The following is a 19,987-nucleotide window of genomic DNA, read 5'->3' on the forward strand; positions in this document are numbered from 1 at the left end:
TTTGTTAAAGGTGATAAATGAAAATTATTTTATTTTTGTTTTTTATAGTTTATGGTGCTTGGGCTGAAGATTTCATCTCACCTAAAGAATACCAAGAGTCCCTTTACAAAAATCCAAGAGGCATAAGTTGTGCTAAATGTCATGGCGATGGAGGGCAACAAATACTAGGATATTATACTAAAAATGGAGAAAAAATTCCTTTTATTGTGCCAAGTATTAAAAACACTCCTTATGCACGTTTTAGAGAAATTCTAAGCCAACCTCAAGAAGCAAAAAGCATTATGCCAACTTACTCATTAACAGAAGATGAGATGAAATCGCTTTATGATTATATTACTAATAACAAAAGGAGTAAAAAATGAAAAATAATAAAAAAGCCTTTGAAGAAGCTTGTGAATATATAGCAGGTGGGGTTGATTCACCTGTGCGTGCCTTTGCTAGCGTAGGCAGCAATCCTTTATTTATCAAACAAGGAAAAGGTGCTTATATTAGCGATATAGAAGATAATACTTATATAGATTATGTGCAAAGTTGGGGACCTTTGCTTTTTGGGCATTGTGATGAAGATATTGAAAAAGCTTGCAAAAAAGCATTGGAACATGGTTCAAGCTTTGGCGCACCAACCCTAGCTGAAACTAAATTAGCTAAATTTATCTTAAAAGATTGGCCACATTTAGACAAAATACGCTTTGTAAGCAGTGGCACAGAAGCTACTATGAGTGCTATTCGTCTTGCAAGAGGATTTAGCAAAAAAGATAAAATCATCAAATTTGAAGGATGTTATCATGGACATTCTGATTCTTTATTAGTAAGCGCTGGAAGTGGTGCAGCTACTTTTAACACCCCAAGCTCACTAGGAGTATTAACCGATGTAGCTAAAAATACTCTAGTGGCTATTTATAATGACATTGAAAGTGTTAAAAACTTAATCAATAATGATGATAATATAGCTTGTATCATTATAGAACCAATTGCAGGAAACATGGGCTTAGTGCCTGCTAAAATAGAATTTTTACAAGAACTAAGAAAACTATGTGATGAGCATCAAATTCTTTTGATTTTTGATGAAGTTATGAGTGGCTTTAGAGCTTCATACCTAGGCTCTTTTGGAATTAATAATATAAAAGCTGATATAGTAACTTTTGGTAAGGTTATAGGCGGAGGTATGCCTGCGGCTGCTTTTGCTGCAAGGGCTGAGATTATGGATTTATTAAGTCCTTTAGGCGGGGTATATCAAGCAGGAACACTAAGTGGCAATCCTCTTGCTATGGCTGCAGGTTATGCAAGCTTAAAAAAAGCAAGAAATTATGAAGGTTTATACGAAAAATTAGAAAAACTAGGCAAAAGACTTACCCAAGGCTTTAAAGAGGCTGCAAATGATTGTAAAATTCCTTTGCAAGTTAATTGCATTGGTTCTATGTTTGGATTTTTCTTTTGTGAAAACCCTGTTAATAATTATCAAGATGCTTTAAAATCAGATACTAAATTATTTGCTAAATTTCATGCACAAATGCTAAGCAAAGGCGTGTATTTAGCACCATCTCAATTTGAAACAGGTTTTATATGTGAATGTATGGATAAAAAAATCATTGATAAAACCATACAAGCAGCACAAGAAAGTTTTAAAGCCCTATGAATAAAAGACAAAAAATCATTCGTAAAGGTATAGAAGCTGCAGATGGATTAAGCCTTGGCATATCCATGGTTGTGGCTGTTTTAATCGGGGTTGGCATAGGCTATTTTTTAAAAAATTTAACTGGTATAGTTTGGCTTTTTTGGGTAGGAGTGTTTATAGGAGTAGCTGCGGCGATTTTAAATGTTTATAAAGCTTACAAGGCACAAGTAAAAAGCTACGAGGAATTTAAAGAAGAAAATCGCTATAAAGATTTAAAAAATGATCCTAAAGCCTAAAATTTTACTAAAACTCTTGCTAGGATTAAATTTACTTTTCTTAGCAGGAGTTTTTTTCTATAAAGAGTTAAGCTTTAAAACCTTTATAAGCTTTGAATTTGGCTTTTTGGCACAAAATTTAATCATTCTGGTATCTTTTTTAAATTATAAAAATTTTATTTTTAAAGCAGCTAAAAATTATGATTTTACACAAAGACCTTTGCAAATTTTTGCTAAAAAACAATATTCTTTGCCAAAAATTATAAAATTTATCCATATAGATGACGATTTAAAACCAAAATTTAAAAGTATTTTTAAAAACGCATTAGCTTTTTTTTCTTTGTTTAAAATTTTTGCTTATGTGTTTTTAATAGCAGGATTTTTATTTTTAGAGTTTCAAGGCTTAATGAGTATTTTTGCCTTGTTTTGTGCAATGTTTGTCACACCCATAGCGGTATTAATATATAATTTTTTAATAAGAAAATGTTGAGCTCAAAAAGAACGATTAGATCATTAACTGCATTGTTTTTTGGTATGATTTTTATTTTTATAGGAAGCGCTTTAACGGTAAATTCTATAGCAATTATTTTAAAACATAACGATGTTAGTAATTTTTATATAGGGATAATAGGAAGTTGTTATTTTCTTGGTGCTATGGTAAGCACTATTAGTGCCCATAGGATAGTCTCTAAAGTAGGACATATAAGATCTTTTGGAATTTTTGCCATCATTTTTGGTATAGCCACTATGCTTCATAGTTTAAACTCTAATCTATATTTTTGGATGGTTTTGAGATTTTTGCTTGGTTTTTGCTATTATGCACTTTTAATGGTCATAGAATCATGGCTTAATGAAAAAGCAAAAAATGCTATTCGCTCAAGAGTAATAGCCTTTTATGAAGTAGTATTTTACTCATCATCAGGCTTTGGAATTTTACTTATGTCATTTGATTTCCCAAGTAATACAGTATTTATTTTAAGCGCTAGTTTTATTATGTTTGCTTCTATTCCTTTGTTTTTAATCCGTATTAAAGAGCCTGTTTTACCACAAAAAACCAAAATTTCCATCCCTAAAGTTTTTGATATAGTGCCTTTAGCTTTAGTGACAAGCTTTATAGCAGGTATGCTTTTGAATGGATTTTTCTCCATGGCTTCTTTATTTATACTCATACAAGGATTTGGCGCAAAAGAAGCTTCAATTTTTATATTTTGTACCATGCTAGGAGGGTTTATATCTCAACTTTTCATCGGAACCCTTTCTGATAAAATTAGTCGTAAATTTGCTATTATTTTATGCGCTTTTACCGCTTTAAGTGCTATGCTTTGTATTTTATTATTAAGCTATAATATTTATTTAAAATACTTTTTTGGCTTTTTACTAGGTATGGGAATGTGTTGTTTATATGCTCTTTCTTTAGCTAGAGCAAATGATATGCTTGATGATTCTAGCAAAAGAGTTGAGCTAGGTAGAGCCGTTCTTTTTACTTATTCTTTTGGTGCTTTATTTGCGCCTGCTGTGCTTGGAACTTTGATGTATTATTTTGAAGGCAATGGTTTTATGTATTTTTACATCGTTTTATTAACTGTTTTAATTGCCTTTGCTATAGATAAACCAAAATTTAAAAATCTAACCAAATTTAAAAGAAAACCAGGTAATATGGTAATGCTAGATGATAACTAATATTTCTAACAATCAAAATCAATTTGCAAAAAACGAAACAAGCAAAGACAACAAAAGCGAGAAATCAGACAAAAAAACCTCACTTAATGATGCTTTAAAAAATCCTTTATTTTCTAAAAATGATCCTGAAGTCAAATTACATAAAGATTATGTAAGCAAAATCGATCAAAAATTACAAGAATTATTAAATAAACTTTTAGATCAAATCAAAACCAACAAAGATCCTGATTTAGCAGTATTAAAAAATCACAAAGATTTAAATTTTGCACCTAATTTTGCTAATGAAGTTAAAAAACTTCAAGCAGAGCTTTCTAAAAATCCTGAATTTGAAAAACTACTTAAAGTTTTAGAAGATCTAGTTAAACCCGCTAAAGATATCAACAATAAAAATCTTTCATCCTTGGTAAAAAATTCAGGTGTTTTTTTAGAAGCAAAACTCAATCATTCTTTAAAAGAACAAAATTTACCACAAAGCTTTTTTAATCTTTTAAATACCATAAAAGGGGCTACTAGTGAAAATCTAAAACGCGATATAAGTAATTTAGATCTTAAAAATCTTGACACCACAAGCACCTTAAAAGAACTTATTCACATCTTACAAAATCACAAAAAAGATAATAAAATTTCTTTAGAAAATACAAACTACAAGACACTTTTTAAACTATTTGATAAAATAGAAAATTTTAAAAACTATATCAATAAAAATCCAAATTCCATTAGCCAAGAAAAGCTACAAAATATTGCTAATAATTTCATTAAAAATCTCAGTAAAAATTTAGCACTTATCAACAAAGAACTAGCCAAACCTGAAAATATAAAAATTCAAAATACACATATATTAAAAGAGCTTAGTCAAAACATTAAAGATCTTATAACACTTTTAAAAGACATAAAAAATCACAAAAACAAAACTGAAACAATACAAGAAAATTTAAATAAAACTCCACACACTAAAGACATCAAAGAAGAATCAAAAGAGGAAATAAAAACTCCACAAAAAAACACAGAAGATAAAAAAGAAACTCAACAAAAACAAGAAAGCATGACAAAAGATAAAGAAATTCAAAACACAAAAGAAGAAAAAACACCACAAAAAAATACTGAAGAACCAAGCAAAAATGACAACAAAAGTCAAAATTTACAAACAAATAACACTAAATTAGAAGATATATTTAAAAGTACTTCAGGTAAAATTTTACTAGAAGATATTTTCAAACAAAATGTAAGTAAAAATCTTAATTTTAGTCAAAATTTACAAGAAGAGCTTTTAAATAACCTAAACAAAGAACTAGGCTTAATAGGAAGAAAACTCAATGAGGTTTTAAAAGCTTTAGATCCTAAAAATTATGAAGCAAAAAATTCTTTAGATGATATAAAAAACATAGAAAAAAAATTAGAACTTTCTATAAAAGATCTTGGAAAAATTACTCCAAAAGATACTGCAGAAATTTCTTCAGAATTGCAAAAAGATATCAAATCCACTCTTTTGCAAGTTTCTAATCTGGCTAAAAATTTAGACAATGAAAGTATACTAAATCAAGCAAATCGTCTTATAGCTCAGCTTGAGTTTAATCAACTTTTATCTTTAGCTAATAATAGCATTCATACTTTTTTACCTTTCTTTTGGGATGATTTAGAAAAATCTAATGTAGTTTTTAAACGCGGTAAAAAAGATAAATTTTATGCACAAATTAATCTTGAATTTGAAAAATTAGGAAAAATCAATGTATTTTTATCTCTAAGCAATGATAAATACATCGATATAAATATGATGATAGAAAATGCTAATTTTAGAAAAAAACTTTACGAAAGAGCACATGAGCTAAAAAAAGCCTTAGTTAAAGTAGGACTTCTAAGCTCTAATTTTTTCATCAGTGATATAGTTAAAAGCAAATTTCACAATCAAGAAGAATACAATGACTTTAATATGGGTTTTGATACAAGGGCTTAAAAATGGCTAAAAAAACAAAAAAAGCCGTTGCGCTAGGCTACAACAAAGAAGATCAAAATGCACCAAAAATTCTAGCTAATGCTAAAGGTGAAAACGCTGCTAAAATCATCTCTTTAGCTAAAGAAAATGGCATACCCATAAAAGAAGACAAAGACTTAGTAGAAGTTCTTAGCAAGCTTGACTTGGGCGATGAAATCCCACCTAATATGTATAAAGCAGTGGCTGAAATTTTTGCCTTTTTATATAAAGTTGCTAATGAAGATGAGACTAAGCAAAATCCGCAATCTTCTTAGAAAATTCAACTTGCTCATAAGCGTTTTTACTAAATTTTAAAAACCCTTTTTGAGCAATTAAAACTATAGTTGAACCTAGCTCAAAATTTCCAAGTCTTTGACCTTTTTTTACAAAAAGATCTTCATAAGTATGAGTAAAATCAAAATTTGCAGCATTGGTTTGTATACTAGTATCAAAGCTAAAGTGCATTTTACCGACATTTAGCGCACCCACAAATACCATCCAAAGTATAAATTTTCCCTCCACTAAGCACTTTAAAACTACTCTTTCATTTTTAGTATAAAGGTTTATAATCTTAGCTAACTTTGCCTCACTCACACTAAATAAAGCTCCACTCATATAAGTAGCACTTAAAATTTGCATATTACAAGGTGCATGATAATGATGATAATCTTTTGGAGATAGATAAATATTTGCATAATCTATGCCATTTTCTAATTCTTCTTTGCTAGCTGAGTTTTTTAAAAGCTCTTCTATACTATAACTTGAACCTTTAATGCTAAAGGCTAAATTTTCTTTTAAGTCATTTTGAAAACTACTTCCAAGTTCTAAAATTTTACCATCACTTGGACTTATAAAGCCATCTTCTAATTCTCGCTCATTTAATAAAGTTCTTGTAAATAAAGCATTTAAGCTCTCATATTCTTCTAAAGACTTAAATTCACTCATATTGATATTAAAAGCATTTACATAAGCTTTATTAATATTTTTTTGTATGATTTTTGGAAATTTATATTTTGCTATGATTCCAAACATTTTTGAAGCACTATTACTAAATCCCATTCATTCTCCTTTTAATCTAATCAAAGCTATCTCACTAGGAGCTAAAAATCTCACAGCAGGTCCCCAAAATCCAGCCCCGCTACTTACATAAAGTAAACTATCTTTGCTTAATTTATAAAGCCCATACACAAAACCTTGTTCTAAATATACTAGCAAAGAAAAAGGGAAAATTTGTCCTGCATGAGTATGTCCTGATAAAATCAAATCAAACCCACTCACATCATAAGTTTTTACATATTTTGGTTGATGTGTGATTAAAATATTAACTTTTTCTTGATTGATTTGAGTTTTGATTTTTTCTATATTACTTTCTTTAAAACCCAAACGTTTAGCAGCCAAATCCAAAGTCCCACTTAAAGTAAAATCCCCAAAATCAATACTTTCATCTTCTAAAACTTTGAAATTCTTAAGCGTTTTAAGCTTTTTGCTTATTGCATTTATATCATTATAATACTCATGATTTCCATAAACATAATAAGTGCCATATTTTGATTTAAAATTTTCTAATAAATTAATATAAGACATACTAGCTATATCTGCATCAATTAAATCCCCAGCTATGATGATTATATCAGCATTTAAAGCATTAACCTCATCGATTAAGGTTTTTAAAAAATCTTCTCCTAAATTTTTTCCCAAATGCACATCAGAAAGCAAAGCTATGTTTAAATCTTCTTTTAAATTTTTAATTTTAATATCTACCTCATTAACCTTAGGTGTACTAATAGCATTTACAAAGCCTTTAAACACCATACTAACGCTAAGTATAATAAGCCAAGAATCAAAAATTAATTTTAAAAACTTTCTTCTTTGAAGGCTAAAAATTTGCTCTTTTTTGTTTTCATTAAAAAAAATCCAAGAACCAATTTCAAAAACCACTCCAAAAAGCAAGAAAAAGCAAGTAACGGTAGGAAAAATCGCTAAAATATAATAAAGCTTTTCATGTAAAAAATCCCCGCGCATATTTACAAAAAAGATTAATTCACATACAAAAACTATTAAAACAAGAGCTAATACAAACTTCTTATAAGGTTTTAAAAAATCAACCTTACTTAAAAATCTTTTATAAATATACCAATTTGCCAAAGCAAAAAATAAAACTAATAAAGTAAAAAAAACAAACACTCTCATAGCGTAATTTTATTTAAGCAAAATTAATACTTTTTAAAGTAAAATCGCAAAAAAACATTTGGGAAAGAAATTTGGCTTTAATAGATTTAATTGACGCAAATAAGAAATTTAATACAAAAATAGTTTTAGAAAATGCAAATTTTAGTGCAAATTTAGGAGAAAAAATCGCCATTATAGGCAAAAATGGCGAAGGAAAATCAAGCTTTCTAAAAGCCCTTATGGGAACTTTAAAACTAGATAGCGGTAGAGTGATTAAACAAAATAATGCTAGCATAGGCATGCTAAGCCAACAAGTAAGCTTTGAAAGCACCTTAAGTGTGAGCGAAGCCATCAAAAAAGAACTTGAAGAAATTTATCAAGCCTTAAAAGAATTTGAAAACTATAACGAAAAACTAGCTCTTGATCCAGAAAACAAAGATTATTTAAAAAAAGTAGATGAACTAAGTTTATTTATAGATTCAAAAGATGCATGGAATTTAGACCAAAAAATACAAAGAATACTAGAAGAGTTTAAACTATTAGAGTATAAAGACAGAGCACTTTGCTCTTTAAGTGGAGGCGAAATAAGACGCGTAGGGCTTTGCACGCTTTTGCTGAAAAATCCTGATATATTATTGCTTGATGAGCCAACCAACCACCTAGATGTATATATGAGTAGCTTTTTAGAAGAAAGATTAAAAGCTTCTAAGATGTGTGTTATTTTCATCTCCCATGATAGGTATTTTATCGATGCGATAGCACAAAAATGCGTAGAAATAGAAGCAGGAAAATTAAGCATTTTTGAGGGTGGGTATACGCAATATCTAGAAAAAAAAGCAGCTATTTTAGCCTCCTTAGCTAAAAGTCATGAAACCTTACTTAAGCAATTAAAAAGCGAAGAAGAATGGCTAAGAAGAGGAGTTAAAGCTAGACTTAAACGCAACGAAGGACGTAAAGAACGCATTTTTAAAATGCGTGAAGAAGCTAAGAAAAATCCAGGAGCTATCAAACGTTTACAACTTGAGATTAAAAGAGCGAGTAAAAATTTCAATCAAACCCAAAGTCAAAACCGTAAAAAAATGCTTTTTGAACTTAAAAATATCTCAAAATCCATAGCAGACAAGACACTTTTTAAAGACTTTAATGCACGAATTTTACAAGGTGAACGCATAGCCATAGTAGGTAAAAATGGCTGTGGTAAATCTACTTTTTTAAAAATTTTACTTGATCAAATTCCGCTTGATAGCGGGGAAATTAAAAGAGGTGAAGTTAAAATAGGCTATTTTGATCAAAGTAGAAGCTTACTCAATACTGATAAAAAACTTTTAGAAATTTTTTGCCCAAATGGTGGTGATCATATTCAAGTGCGTGGTAAAAATATGCATGTTTATGGGTATTTAAAACAATTTTTATTTCCAAAAGAATTTTTAGAACAAAGTGTGAGTGTGTTAAGTGGGGGCGAGAAAAACAGAGTTGCTCTTGCCTTGCTTTTTACTAAAGAATATGATGTATTAATCTTAGATGAACCAACAAATGATTTAGATATAGCTACAATAAATATCTTAGAAGAATATTTACTTTCTTTTGAAGGTGCGATTTTGCTTGTATCACATGATAGATATTTTGTTGATAAAATAGCAACTAAACTTTATGCTTTTGAAGAGAATGCAAATATTAACATAGAAGTTCTTTCTTATAGTGAGTATTTAGAAAATGAAAGAGAATACAAAGACTTTGAAGAATTTTCTAAAAGTTTAGAAACAAACACTACAACAAGTGCAAAAACAAAAGAAAAATCAAGTAAAAAACTAAGCTATAAAGAAAATGAAATTTTAAACTCATATCCTGATAAAATTCATAAATTAGAAGAAGAAATAAAAGAAATAAAAAATGCTCTAAGTAATCCTGCAATCTATCAAGAACTAGGTATAAATACCCTTTATGAAAAGCTAAATTCCTTAGAAAATGAACTTAGTATTTTAGAAGAAGCTTATTTTGAGGTTTTGGAAAAAAGTGAAAGTATTGATTAACTTTATATATTTTAAATAAGATAAAATTACTCAAATTTATTTAAGGAAAAATTATGACTTTAATAACTATTTTATGTATTTACACAGCCTTTTTGGTTTTTATATCTTATATGCAAATTTCTTTTTTAAAAAAAGAAAGAGAAAAGCATGCAATTATTTTAAATGAGCATGATTATAAAAATGCTGCAAATATCGCCATAGAAAATGAAAAATACAAAATCTTTTCTAATCTTTATAATCTGATGATTAATATTTCTTGGATTAGCTTTGGCTTTTTATATTTAAAAGAAATTTTCATCAAAGAAAATTCTACTTTAGAAAATACTTTATTTTTACTTACATTTTTATTGATTATTAGTATTTTAAATTTACCACTTAGTTATTATGAAAGCTTTATAAAAGATAAAAAACACGGCTTTTCAAATATGACTTTAGCACTTTTTATTAAAGATAGCATTAAATCTTTAGCTCTAATGCTTATTTTTGGCTTTTTAATCATCTATGCTTTAGTGTTTTGTTTTGAATTTTTTAGCACATACTGGTGGGTAGTGGCTTTTGCTTTAAGCTTTATAATCATACTTATTATAAATCTCATCTACCCTACTCTTATTGCACCTATGTTTAATAAAATGAAAAAACTTGAAGATGAAAATTTATTAGAAAAAATCACTAATTTAATGCAAAAATGTGGCTTTAGTGCAAATGGTGTTTATGTTATTGATGCAAGTAAAAGGGACAAAAGATTAAATGCTTATTTTGGTGGCTTATTTAAGAGTAAAAGAGTGGTGCTTTTTGATACACTTTTAAATGCTTTAAAAGAAAAAGAACTCATCGCTGTTTTAGGTCATGAGCTAGGACATTTTGTGCATAAAGATTTACTAAAAATGTTATTTTCTAGTGCTTTGATGCTTTTTGCTTTATTTTTTATCTTTGCACATTTACCAAGCTTTTTTTATATTGAAAGTCATTTAGATGGGGTTAATGCTGGAGTTTTTGTGCTTTTATTGATTTTTGGAAATATTTTTACTTTTATTATCTCCCCGCTACTTAATAAAATGAGTCAAAAAAATGAATTTAATGCTGACTTACATGGAGCAAAACTAAGTTCTAAAGAAGATATGAAAAATGCCCTCATAGCCTTAGCAAAAGAAAATAAAGCCTTTGTTAAAACAAGTAAAATTTACACTTTCTTTCATCTAAGCCATCCTTGTATTTATGATAGAATCAAAGCTTTGCAATGATTTCAATCAAACAAACTTTAAAGCAAGCTTACGCAAAAGATCCTACTCACAAAGAATATATACTTTTTATTCTTTGTGAGCTTTTGCAAAAAGATAAGGCTTGGATTTTTTTAAATCCTGAATTTCAAATCGATGAAAAAGTTTTTTTAGAATACGTAGATAAATTTTTAAATGGCGAGCCTTTTGAGTATTTATTTCAAAAAACACAGTTTTATGGTTTTGATTTTTTTACTAAAAAAGGGGTTTTAATACCGCGTTTTGATAGTGAAATATTACTTGAAAGATGCTTAGAAATTTTAGATCATAACTCTTTTAAAAATATACTTGAGATCGGCTTTGGGAGTGGAATTTTAAGTATCTCTCTAGCAAAGTTAAAGCAAATTTTTATACAAGCTTGCGATATTAATCCAAAAGCGCTAGAGCTTGCTAAAAAAAATGCAGATTTTCATAATGTTTCAAATTTAATTAATTTTCAACTTTGTGATTTTAAAACTATGCAAGGAAATTTTGACTTTATTTTTTCTAATCCTCCTTATATAAAAAATAATTATCCTTTGGATAAATGGGTGCAAAATGAACCGCATAATGCTTTATTTGGCGGGGATAAAGGTTGGGAAATTTTACATGAAATTATCCTTTTTGCCAAAAATCATAACACAAAAATCTTAGCGTGTGAGTTTGGCTATGATCAAAAAGCAATTTTAAATAAAATTTTAGAAGAAAATGATTTTAAAGCTACTTTTTATCAAGATTATAATGGATTTGATAGAGCCTTTGTTGCGTGGAATTTAAAAAATTAGACTATAATTATCTTTTTATAGGAGAAAATATGAAATCAATATATTTATTTTTACTAGCAAGTTTAATTGGGATTGAAATTAGCATAGGCGTATTTTTAGCTCCGACTATATTTTATCCTGCTAAATTCATAGGCGAAGGGGTTTTAACTCATTTTCAAAGCGGACTTTTAATGACACACATTTTTGTGCAATTTGGTTATGTTTTGCTAGGTGTGAGTGTTTTATCTACTTTAATGGAAATTTTCTCATTTAAGGATAAAAATTTAACTTTTAAAATAAATTTTTCAAAATTTATGCTTTCTTTAATCATTTTGGCACTAAGTTTGCTTTTTGTATTTTACTTCACTGCTTATGTTTTAGAAGCACAAAGCTTAGGAGAAGAAGCAACTAAGACTCAGGAATTTATAAAAATTCATGCTGCAAGTGAAGTTGTGATGAAAATTATCATGTTATCACAAGTAATTTTGTTTTTTTTAAATTTTAAAACAAAAAAGTGATATAATAAAATAAGTCTTTAAAAGGAGTCAAAGATGAAAATAGGCGATATAGGAACAACTCAACAAAACCATTACTTAAATCAAGCTCAAAAAAGCCAAGAAAAAGCTTTAGAAAATATAGCCGCAATGCGTTCTATAGACGGGAGCGATGGGGCAAATTTAGCCATAGCTGATTCTTTAAGAAGTCAGTATAGCACTATAGATCAAGGTATTTTAAACGCTTATGATTCAGTGGGTGTTTTACAAATTGCAGACTCAGCGCTAAATAATATCTCAGCTACTGCAGATAGACTTAATGAACTTTCAGTACGCTCAAATAGTGCTGCATTAAATGATAGACAAAAAAGTATGCTAAATACCGAAGCAAATAAACTCATCAGCTCAATCAATGATGCATTTTCAAATGCAACTTTTAATGGAAAAAATGTTTTCCAAAGTATGGATTTTGTTGTTGGATCTGGGGTTGAAAGTATCAATTTAAATCAACCAAGCACAGCAAATTTAAGCCTTGAAAACCAAGATGGAATTCGTGATTTTCAAGATCAAGTAGGTTCTTTACGCGCAGATATTGGTGCTGGGATTAATGCTATCCATTCTAATATCAACTCATCTTTGCAAACTAGCATTAACACTAAAGAAGCTGAAAGTAAATTGCAAAATAATGACTTAGCACAAAATATCAATGATTTTAATGCAAATTACCTAAAAGAAAATGCATTTTTATTTGCAAATGCTCACTCAAATGTAATGCTACAAACTAAATTAGCAAGTCTACTTCAATAATAAAAACTCCCAAATAAGGGAGTTTTTTAAGGAAAAATATGCAAGATAATGCTTTATTAAAGCAAGTTTTAAAACATCCTTTATATGAAAAAATTCAAAAACTTAGCACAAAAGTTCAAAACTCAAATTACCTTATAAATGAAAGTTTTGATATTTTTTGTGATAAAAGCTTAGATGATGAGATTAAGGACATTGCCTTGGAATTAAAACCTTGGCGCAAAGGACCTTTTAAAATCAATGATTTGTTCATAGATACAGAGTGGCAAAGTTTTATTAAATTTAACATATTAAAGCCTTATATGCAAGAAATCAAAGACAAAGTGGTTGCGGATATTGGTTGTAATAATGGTTATTATATGTTTAAAATGCTTGAATTTAATCCTTCAAAGCTCATAGGTTTTGATCCTTCTATTAAGTATTATTTGCAATTTTTACTTTTAAACTCCATTGCAAAAACTCCTATACAATATGAGCTTTTAGGTGTGGCTGATGTACCAAATTATGGCATAAAATTTGATGTGATTTTTTGTCTTGGCGTAATTTATCATCGTAGTGATCCTATAGCCATGCTAAAACAACTCAAGCAATCTTTAAATAAAGATGGCATAGTTTTTTTAGATACTATGTATATAGAAGATGAAAGAGAAATTGCACTTATTCCTCAAAAAACTTATTCAAAAATACCAAATATTTTTTTCATTCCGTCGATATTGGGTTTAAGAAATTGGTGTTATAGAGCTGGATTTAGTGAATTTGAAGTTATAGCAACTAAACAAACTGATTTTGAAGAACAAAGAAAAACACTATGGATTGATTCTTATTCTTTAGATCAATTTTTAGATGAAAACGACTCAAATTTAACTTGCGAAGGCTATGAGGCACCAAAAAGAGTTTATGTTAAATTAAAGGTGTAAAAATGGCAAGAACAGTAAGTGCTGTTAGCATAGAAGAATTAATAGATCCAGAAGAATTAAATCGCATTAAATCAGAACTTATCACTTGTCCAGGGATAAACAATACTTTAGCAGGAAGCATTTCTCATATAGAAAAAAATTTCGCCAAGGGTATTTTAATCACAACTCATGATATGGCAGTAGATGAGTTAGGATTAGTGCATAGTGGTTTTGTATTTAATGCAGCAAATTATATAGCACAAGCTGCAATCAATAAAGAATTTAGTGTATTAATAGGCTCAAGAAGCTTTTTTTATGCTCCTTTAAAAGTTGGAGATGTTTTAAATCTTGAAGCAAGCGCTCTATTTAGCGACGACTCAAGAAAAAGAGAGGTTAAAGTAGTTGGTTTTGTCAATGAGATTAAAATTTTTGACGCATCATTTCAAGTAATTACCACCGATGATCATATATTTAAATTAAAACAAAGTCAAAGCACAAGCTCTAGCAGTCAAAACCAACAAGAAACCTCCAAGCAAGATGCTACTCCAGAGGAATTAAATGCTGTTTTAAAAGGAATCGGGGGTTAAAGGTAAATCCACCCAATTCTTTGGGCATTCTTTATGGTAAGTCCCGCTTGCATCATAATATTCTTTACAATCATCATAAAAGCGGTTTGAAATTCCTCTTTCATTTACAAAACAACCGCCAAAAAATAATGCTAAAAATCCAATGAAAAATATTTTTTTAAACATCTCTTTTCCTATTTTAATCTTATTTGTTTACGCCATTTGTAAGGCTCTATAGGATTTTCATCAACCCATAAACCTTTTTTGTTTTCTTTGGCATAATTTTGCTCATTTACATATAAATCACTATAATGTTCATAAGCCCAAGCAAAGCCATTTTTAACCATAACTTGATTGATATCTTTATCATTTAATATACAATGGCTAAAATTCTACCATATTTATCCTCATCTTTTACATTCAAAACAACTTCTTTATTTAATACAATAGCTTTTAAAAATTGCGTAGCCATCTTTCCATAAGCTTGATCACTCTCAGGCGCGTCTATACCAAAAAGTCTGATTTTAAGCTTTTCATCTTCAAATTTAGCCTCAATAGTATCCCCATCTATCACGCGACTTATTTTAGCATTAATATACGAGCCGCTATCATAATTTAAAATATAAGCAAAAGCAAACAAAAAAAGTACAATTAAAAATTTCTTTGGATCTTTTAATAAAGTTATCAATAATTTAATTTGCTTTTTAGAAATTTTCATTTAAACCTCATCTATATAAAAATATGCCATAATTACAATAAAAAGGAGATTTTATGCAAGAAATTATACAAAATTTTAAACAAATTACTCAAATACCTCATTGTAGTTTCCATACTGAAGAATTAAAAAATTTTCTCATTGACTTTGCTAAAAGTCAAAACTGCCAAGTAAGTGTTGATAAAGCAGGTAATATCCATGCATATAAAGGAAACCCTAAAATTTGCTTACAAAGTCATTATGATATGGTTTGCATGGGAGAAGCTCCAAATATACAAATGTATGAAGAAAATGGATATTTAAAAGCTAAAAACTCAAGTTTGGGTGCAGATAATGGTATAGGTGTGTCATTAATGATGCAAGCTTTAAAAGAATTTGAAAATATCGAATGTCTTTTTACTAATGATGAGGAAGTTGGCCTTTGTGGAGCAAATAATCTTACCCATATTTTGATTTCAAACAAGCTGTTAAATTTAGATCACGAGAGTGATGATGAAGTTGTTATAGGTTGTGCTGGCGGTGTGGATATTTTTGCTAGCTTAAACTTAGAAATAGGCGAAAAAGAAGGTGAATGCTATGAAATAGAGGCAATTGATTTTAAAGGTGGGCATTCAGGGATTGATATAGTAAAAAATATTAAATCATCTATTAAAGAAGCAAGTTATTTTATCACTCAAAACCAAGGCGAGCTTTGTGAATTTAGTGCAGGTGAGAGGATCAACTCCATACCAAAACATGCTAAAATCATAGCATTTTTTAAAAATCCTCCAAAAGAAAATAATCATTTTAAAGTAAATTATCTAGGTAAAATCAAAAGAACATATTATAAAAATTCTCAAATCATTTTAAATCTTATCAATGCTTTTGCACAAGGTGTTAGAACTTTTAATCATCAATTAAATTTAGTCCAAACAAGTATCAATCTTTCATTAGCTTATGAAAAAGAAGGCAAATTTCATTTTGAACTTTTTGCAAGATCAAATGATTTACAAGAGCTTAAAACTATAGAATTTGAAACCTTAACTTATTTTAAAATGCAAAATTGTGAAGTTTTAAGTGCGAATTTTTATCCACCTTGGGCTAATAAAGATACTAATTTTGGAGAAGAAATTCTAAGCTATTTTAAAAAAGAAAATCCAAATGCCAAACTTTACACTATACATGCTGGTTTAGAATGTGGTATTATCAGTGAAAAACAACCGCTAGAATGTTGCTCCATAGGGCCAAATATCCATAGCCCTCACTCAACAGATGAAAAATGTGAAATAGCTTCTATTGAAAAAATCAGCAAAATTCTTTTTGCTGTCTTAAAAAATTACCAATAAGCAAAAAACCAATATTTTGACAAACAAATTCAAAATATTGGTAAATATTTATTTAAATAAGAAAAAAATTTTATTTACTATTAATAAAACTTACACTATACTCTCGCATATTTTAAAAACAAGGAGAGAGTATGGAAATGCTAACTAGCCTTAGCGAAGGCACTCAATTTAGTATCCAACTAGCCGTAGTTCTCATTTGTCTTTTCTATGGGGCAAAAAAAGGTGGTATCGCTCTAGGTTTATTAGGCGGTATAGGTTTATTAGTTTTAAGTTTTGGTTTTGCTGTAGCACCTGGAAAACCTTCAATCGATGTTATGCTTACCATATTAGCTGTTGTTGTTGCTAGTGCAACTTTACAAGCTAGTGGTGGTTTGGATGTAATGTTGCAAGTAGCAGAAAGAGTTTTAAGAAAAAATCCTAAATTTTTAACCATCTTAGCTCCTTTTGTAACTTGCTTTCTGACCATGCTTTGTGGAACCGGACATGTTGTTTATACTATGATGCCTATTATTTATGATATTGCTATTAAAAATGGCATACGCCCAGAAAGACCAATGGCTGCTTCTAGCATTTCTTCTCAACTTGGTATTATAGCAAGTCCTGTTTCAGTTGCTGTTGTAAGTTTAACCGCATTACTTTTAAATCCAGAAATCAATAAACATCCTTTAGCGGGATTTGATGGCTATGTAGATTTACTTGCTATTACTATACCTTCTACTTTAGTGGGTGTTTTAGCTATAGGAATTTTTTCTTGGTTTAGAGGAAAAGATCTTGATAAAGATGCAGACTTTCAAGCTAGAATTAAAGATCCAGAGCAAAGAGAATATATCTATGGCGATAGCAAAACTCTTCTTGGGCAAAAACTTCCAACTATTCAATGGGTAGCTATGTGGATTTTCTTAGGTGCTATTGCAATAGTGGCTATACTTGGAGCCTTCCCAGAGCTTAGACCACAATTTACCTCAAAAGGCGTTACTAAACCTATGAATATGGTTGCAACCATTCAAATGTTTATGCTTTTAGCAGGTGCAGCACTCATCATCTTTACTAAGCTTGATGCAAGTAAAATTGCAAAAAATGAGATTTTTAAATCAGGTATGATAGCTTTAGTAGCTGTTTTTGGAATTTCTTGGATGGCAGATACTATGTTTGCAGTACATACTCCTATGATGAAAGAATCTTTAGGAAATATCGTTATAGAACACCCTTGGACTTATGCAGTTATGCTTTTATTAATTTCTAAATTTGTTAATTCTCAAGCAGCAGCGATTGCAGCATTTGTACCACTTGCATTAGGTATTGGTGTTGAACCAGGTATTATCATTGCTTTTGCAGCAGCTTGCTATGGATATTATATTTTACCAACCTATCCAAGTGATCTTGCAACTATACAATTTGACAGATCAGGTACTACAAAAATAGGTAAATTTGTTATCAATCACAGCTTTATCTTACCAGGTTTAATTGGTGTTATTGTTTCTTGTATAGTAGGTTATTTCTTAGCTTTAGGTGCAGGATATTTATAAAAACTAAAGGGCTTTAAAAAAGCCCTTTTTTTTATTTAAATGCTTTTTCTAAATCAATAGGCATAACCTGATAACCAGTACTTGCTCCACTAAAACGAATTTGCACCGAAGGTTCTTTAGCCCCCCCCCATTTAAACTCATCTATTTCAGGTTTTGGTTCTCCTATAGCAACACCCTTGCTTAAATCAAAAGCCATGCCAGCACTAGCGCTATAAACCATAATAGAATTTTTATCTTTATAATACTCAGTTAAAGAAGTAATAGGTGAAAACCATTCATTACCTCTTTGCTTTCCGTATTCCCAAATTTGCTCTACGGTTTTATTTTTTTGATCTATTTTATATGCAACCGCTCTTGAATATTTCATCGAAGCAAAAGCAGGTTGTGTTATAGCTCTTGCATCGCCATTATCAAAAGCTGTAATGTAAATATATCTTTTATTAGATTTTTCATCTATTCTAAAGGCAGTATGCTGTGTCCATGTAAAATCAAAGCCACCTTCCTTGTTTTTATAACCAGGACATTTACTATAATCATCTTCACAAATTATATTTTTGCCATTTTTATCAATAGGTTGTAAAAGTGCTTTTTTATACTTTTCTCCCCAGCCCTTATGTGCTCCTAGTATCCATTTTACTTTTTTATCACGTCCGATTTTTATAATAGCGCTTTGATGACGACTTGAAATGATAATGCTATCATCACTTGGATCATAATCTACACTATTTACATGAGTCCAGTTACGCCCTACTCCAGTGCCTGCTATATCCCCAAAAATTTCACTTGTATCCATTTTGGCTAATTCTTCATTGCTTAAAGTTTTACCCGCTTTTGAAACATCTACATTTAAACAAACAGCACCTTGATCTAAAACTTTGATAATATTAGCTCTATATGGATCTAAAATTTCAAAAAGCCTCCACTCATCTGCTACATTGCCATTTTTATCAACTTCTATTATCACATCACGCACCGAACGCACATTTTTACCATCAGGACGCTTAACATTAGCCAAGGCCACTCTTAAAAGATAATTACCATTTGGCATTTGGCTCATAGAATGAGAAAAATCTATATAAGAAGAAGGTAAAAGGCGGTTAAAAATTTCTCTACCCATTAAATCATATTTTACATATCTTTGACCAAACCCAAAGCTTAACGCTCCATCTGAGTTTTGTCTAAAGCCCATCATAATGCCACGATTATAAATATTGTTTTTATCCATTAGTTTATCATTATCTAAATACCAACGAATTTCACCCTTTGTATCGACAATAAAGACATTAGAAGCCTCATCCCATTCTAAAGCACCACCACTTGGGTTATTCCATATAGCTTGAGAGCTTTTTGCGCTGTATTTTCCTGGAGTATTATTTACTAGATACAATCTATCTTCAAATTCTTTATCTACTTTAATCACTTCCACTTTTTCAAAAGGCACACCTCTTTGCATAAGACTTCCACTTGGCTCTATATTTACCCCACTAGTTGCTATTTTATATACCTCATCTATTATTTTTTCACTTTTTCCAAAAGCACTTTTAGCATAACTTACTTTTACTGTATTAAAATACGATGGATAAAGTCCAAAAACAGGAATTCCCCCATAAGTTTTGATTTTACTAGGGCTAACCTTATAAGATATAGTTTGCCCATTTGGTTTTGGAACTATAGTTACGCTTACATCGCTTAGTTTATACCCTCCATCCATAATTACAGCGCTAAGCGGAGATAAACCATAAGGATTAAGCTTTATAGCTCCAATTTGTCCTTGCACTTGATAATCCACTTTAGCACCACTCATCCCACCTATACCAAAAGCAACATTAGGTAATAAAGCCATGCTTGCAAGCAAGCTAACGCTAATGATTTTTTTAAATTTCATATTTTTTCCTTTTTTAGC

Annotated in this window: 20 protein-coding genes and 1 pseudogene; 16 read left to right on the plus strand and 5 right to left on the minus strand. The window is 29.7% G+C overall.

The features are described from left to right. Positions 1–17: 17 nt before the first annotated feature. Genes CAMP18497_RS03415 through CAMP18497_RS03445 form a run of 7 tightly spaced genes read left to right on the plus strand, consistent with a single transcriptional unit; the run spans position 18 to position 5,814 of the window. Complete coding sequence (locus CAMP18497_RS03415) at positions 18–362, plus strand: c-type cytochrome (RefSeq protein WP_337212469.1); 345 nt, start codon at positions 18–20, stop codon at positions 360–362. Continuing rightward, positions 359–1,636 (plus strand): glutamate-1-semialdehyde 2,1-aminomutase, encoded by a 1,278-nt coding sequence (gene hemL, locus CAMP18497_RS03420; RefSeq protein WP_087685532.1) that lies wholly within the window; start codon positions 359–361, stop codon positions 1,634–1,636. Before CAMP18497_RS03415 ends, hemL begins: the two co-directional genes overlap by 4 nt. Beyond that, the gene (locus tag CAMP18497_RS03425) at positions 1,633–1,911 is read left to right on the plus strand and encodes an AtpZ/AtpI family protein (protein ID WP_039641170.1); all 279 of its coding nucleotides are present in this window, start codon (positions 1,633–1,635) and stop codon (positions 1,909–1,911) included. The genes hemL and CAMP18497_RS03425 overlap by 4 nt, the downstream gene beginning before the upstream one ends. Then, entirely contained in the window at positions 1,895–2,380 is a 486-nt protein-coding gene (locus CAMP18497_RS03430; RefSeq protein WP_052241350.1) for a hypothetical protein, read from the plus strand. Before CAMP18497_RS03425 ends, CAMP18497_RS03430 begins: the two co-directional genes overlap by 17 nt. Further along, positions 2,377–3,570 carry an MFS transporter gene (locus CAMP18497_RS03435; protein WP_337212512.1) on the plus strand — a complete coding sequence of 398 codons (1,194 nt, stop codon included), beginning with the start codon at positions 2,377–2,379 and terminating at the stop codon, positions 3,568–3,570. The genes CAMP18497_RS03430 and CAMP18497_RS03435 overlap by 4 nt, the downstream gene beginning before the upstream one ends. Beyond that, a complete protein-coding gene (locus CAMP18497_RS03440; protein WP_337212470.1) occupies positions 3,560–5,521 on the plus strand; it encodes a flagellar hook-length control protein FliK in 1,962 nt (653 codons plus the stop codon). The genes CAMP18497_RS03435 and CAMP18497_RS03440 overlap by 11 nt, the downstream gene beginning before the upstream one ends. Positions 5,522–5,523: 2 nt before the next feature. Continuing rightward, on the plus strand, positions 5,524–5,814 hold the full coding sequence (locus CAMP18497_RS03445) for a FlhB-like flagellar biosynthesis protein (RefSeq protein ID WP_039617937.1): 291 nt from the start codon (positions 5,524–5,526) through the stop codon (positions 5,812–5,814). On the opposite strand, the gene CAMP18497_RS03450 is transcribed toward CAMP18497_RS03445, so the two are convergent. Continuing rightward, positions 5,789–6,598 carry a phosphatidylserine decarboxylase gene (locus CAMP18497_RS03450; protein WP_337212471.1) on the minus strand — a complete coding sequence of 270 codons (810 nt, stop codon included), beginning with the start codon at positions 6,596–6,598 and terminating at the stop codon, positions 5,789–5,791. The genes CAMP18497_RS03445 and CAMP18497_RS03450 overlap by 26 nt on opposite strands. Then, entirely contained in the window at positions 6,599–7,729 is a 1,131-nt protein-coding gene (locus CAMP18497_RS03455) for a metallophosphoesterase (RefSeq protein WP_337212472.1), read from the minus strand. A gap of 71 nt (positions 7,730–7,800) precedes the next feature. Between CAMP18497_RS03455 and abc-f the strand changes: the two genes are divergently transcribed. Genes abc-f through CAMP18497_RS03490 form a run of 7 tightly spaced genes read left to right on the plus strand, consistent with a single transcriptional unit; the run spans position 7,801 to position 14,539 of the window. Continuing rightward, positions 7,801–9,738, plus strand: a complete 1,938-nt coding sequence (abc-f, locus tag CAMP18497_RS03460) for a ribosomal protection-like ABC-F family protein (RefSeq protein WP_263677661.1) — start codon at positions 7,801–7,803, stop codon at positions 9,736–9,738. Positions 9,739–9,791: 53 nt separating this feature from the next. Next, a complete protein-coding gene (locus CAMP18497_RS03465; protein ID WP_337212473.1) occupies positions 9,792–10,979 on the plus strand; it encodes a M48 family metallopeptidase in 1,188 nt (395 codons plus the stop codon). Continuing rightward, entirely contained in the window at positions 10,979–11,779 is an 801-nt protein-coding gene (locus CAMP18497_RS03470; protein ID WP_442867769.1) for a HemK/PrmC family methyltransferase, read from the plus strand. Before CAMP18497_RS03465 ends, CAMP18497_RS03470 begins: the two co-directional genes overlap by 1 nt. A 29-nt stretch (positions 11,780–11,808) precedes the next feature. Continuing rightward, positions 11,809–12,276, plus strand: a complete 468-nt coding sequence (locus CAMP18497_RS03475; protein ID WP_337212475.1) for a DUF4149 domain-containing protein — start codon at positions 11,809–11,811, stop codon at positions 12,274–12,276. A gap of 33 nt (positions 12,277–12,309) precedes the next feature. Beyond that, positions 12,310–13,059, plus strand: coding sequence for a flagellin (locus tag CAMP18497_RS03480; protein WP_337212476.1), 750 nt, complete (start codon positions 12,310–12,312; stop codon positions 13,057–13,059). A gap of 38 nt (positions 13,060–13,097) precedes the next feature. Further along, positions 13,098–13,973 (plus strand): tRNA 5-methoxyuridine(34)/uridine 5-oxyacetic acid(34) synthase CmoB, encoded by an 876-nt coding sequence (cmoB, locus tag CAMP18497_RS03485; RefSeq protein WP_337212477.1) that lies wholly within the window; start codon positions 13,098–13,100, stop codon positions 13,971–13,973. Between the two features lie 2 nt (positions 13,974–13,975). Continuing rightward, the gene (locus CAMP18497_RS03490; protein ID WP_337212478.1) at positions 13,976–14,539 is read left to right on the plus strand and encodes a hypothetical protein; all 564 of its coding nucleotides are present in this window, start codon (positions 13,976–13,978) and stop codon (positions 14,537–14,539) included. Here the strand turns inward: CAMP18497_RS03490 and CAMP18497_RS03495 are convergent. Then, the gene (locus tag CAMP18497_RS03495) at positions 14,519–14,704 is read right to left on the minus strand and encodes a hypothetical protein (protein WP_039668212.1); all 186 of its coding nucleotides are present in this window, start codon (positions 14,702–14,704) and stop codon (positions 14,519–14,521) included. The two genes, CAMP18497_RS03490 and CAMP18497_RS03495, sit on opposite strands and share 21 nt — an antisense overlap. Before the next feature lie 8 nt (positions 14,705–14,712). Continuing rightward, positions 14,713–15,236, minus strand: a pseudogene (locus CAMP18497_RS03500) (thermonuclease family protein). Between the two features lie 53 nt (positions 15,237–15,289). Here CAMP18497_RS03500 and CAMP18497_RS03505 point away from each other — a divergent pair. After that, positions 15,290–16,558: a M20/M25/M40 family metallo-hydrolase gene (locus CAMP18497_RS03505; RefSeq protein WP_337212479.1), complete on the plus strand. Its 1,269-nt coding sequence runs from the start codon at positions 15,290–15,292 to the stop codon at positions 16,556–16,558. 131 nt (positions 16,559–16,689) lie between these two features. Continuing rightward, complete coding sequence (locus CAMP18497_RS03510) at positions 16,690–18,084, plus strand: anaerobic C4-dicarboxylate transporter (protein ID WP_337212480.1); 1,395 nt, start codon at positions 16,690–16,692, stop codon at positions 18,082–18,084. A gap of 31 nt (positions 18,085–18,115) precedes the next feature. Here the strand turns inward: CAMP18497_RS03510 and CAMP18497_RS03515 are convergent, their stop codons facing one another. Beyond that, complete coding sequence (locus tag CAMP18497_RS03515; protein ID WP_337212481.1) at positions 18,116–19,969, minus strand: aryl-sulfate sulfotransferase; 1,854 nt, start codon at positions 19,967–19,969, stop codon at positions 18,116–18,118. Between the last annotated feature and the right edge of the window lie 18 nt (positions 19,970–19,987).

The organism is Campylobacter sp. W0066.1, assembly GCF_024723635.1.
Lineage (GTDB): Bacteria > Campylobacterota > Campylobacteria > Campylobacterales > Campylobacteraceae > Campylobacter_D > Campylobacter_D lari_C.

Coding starts and splice junctions, on each gene's coding strand:
- CAMP18497_RS03425 (WP_039641170.1), top strand. CDS start 1,633: ATGAATAAAAGACAAAAAATCATTCGTAAAGGTATAGAAGCTGCAGAT.
- cmoB (WP_337212477.1), top strand. CDS start 13,098: ATGCAAGATAATGCTTTATTAAAGCAAGTTTTAAAACATCCTTTATAT.
- CAMP18497_RS03515 (WP_337212481.1), bottom strand. CDS start 19,969: ATGAAATTTAAAAAAATCATTAGCGTTAGCTTGCTTGCAAGCATGGCT.
- CAMP18497_RS03490 (WP_337212478.1), top strand. CDS start 13,976: ATGGCAAGAACAGTAAGTGCTGTTAGCATAGAAGAATTAATAGATCCA.
- CAMP18497_RS03455 (WP_337212472.1), bottom strand. CDS start 7,729: ATGAGAGTGTTTGTTTTTTTTACTTTATTAGTTTTATTTTTTGCTTTG.
- CAMP18497_RS03475 (WP_337212475.1), top strand. CDS start 11,809: ATGAAATCAATATATTTATTTTTACTAGCAAGTTTAATTGGGATTGAA.
- hemL (WP_087685532.1), top strand. CDS start 359: ATGAAAAATAATAAAAAAGCCTTTGAAGAAGCTTGTGAATATATAGCA.
- CAMP18497_RS03465 (WP_337212473.1), top strand. CDS start 9,792: ATGACTTTAATAACTATTTTATGTATTTACACAGCCTTTTTGGTTTTT.
- CAMP18497_RS03445 (WP_039617937.1), top strand. CDS start 5,524: ATGGCTAAAAAAACAAAAAAAGCCGTTGCGCTAGGCTACAACAAAGAA.
- CAMP18497_RS03415 (WP_337212469.1), top strand. CDS start 18: ATGAAAATTATTTTATTTTTGTTTTTTATAGTTTATGGTGCTTGGGCT.
- CAMP18497_RS03430 (WP_052241350.1), top strand. CDS start 1,895: ATGATCCTAAAGCCTAAAATTTTACTAAAACTCTTGCTAGGATTAAAT.
- CAMP18497_RS03505 (WP_337212479.1), top strand. CDS start 15,290: ATGCAAGAAATTATACAAAATTTTAAACAAATTACTCAAATACCTCAT.
- CAMP18497_RS03495 (WP_039668212.1), bottom strand. CDS start 14,704: ATGTTTAAAAAAATATTTTTCATTGGATTTTTAGCATTATTTTTTGGC.
- CAMP18497_RS03450 (WP_337212471.1), bottom strand. CDS start 6,598: ATGGGATTTAGTAATAGTGCTTCAAAAATGTTTGGAATCATAGCAAAA.
- CAMP18497_RS03440 (WP_337212470.1), top strand. CDS start 3,560: ATGATAACTAATATTTCTAACAATCAAAATCAATTTGCAAAAAACGAA.
- CAMP18497_RS03510 (WP_337212480.1), top strand. CDS start 16,690: ATGGAAATGCTAACTAGCCTTAGCGAAGGCACTCAATTTAGTATCCAA.
- CAMP18497_RS03480 (WP_337212476.1), top strand. CDS start 12,310: ATGAAAATAGGCGATATAGGAACAACTCAACAAAACCATTACTTAAAT.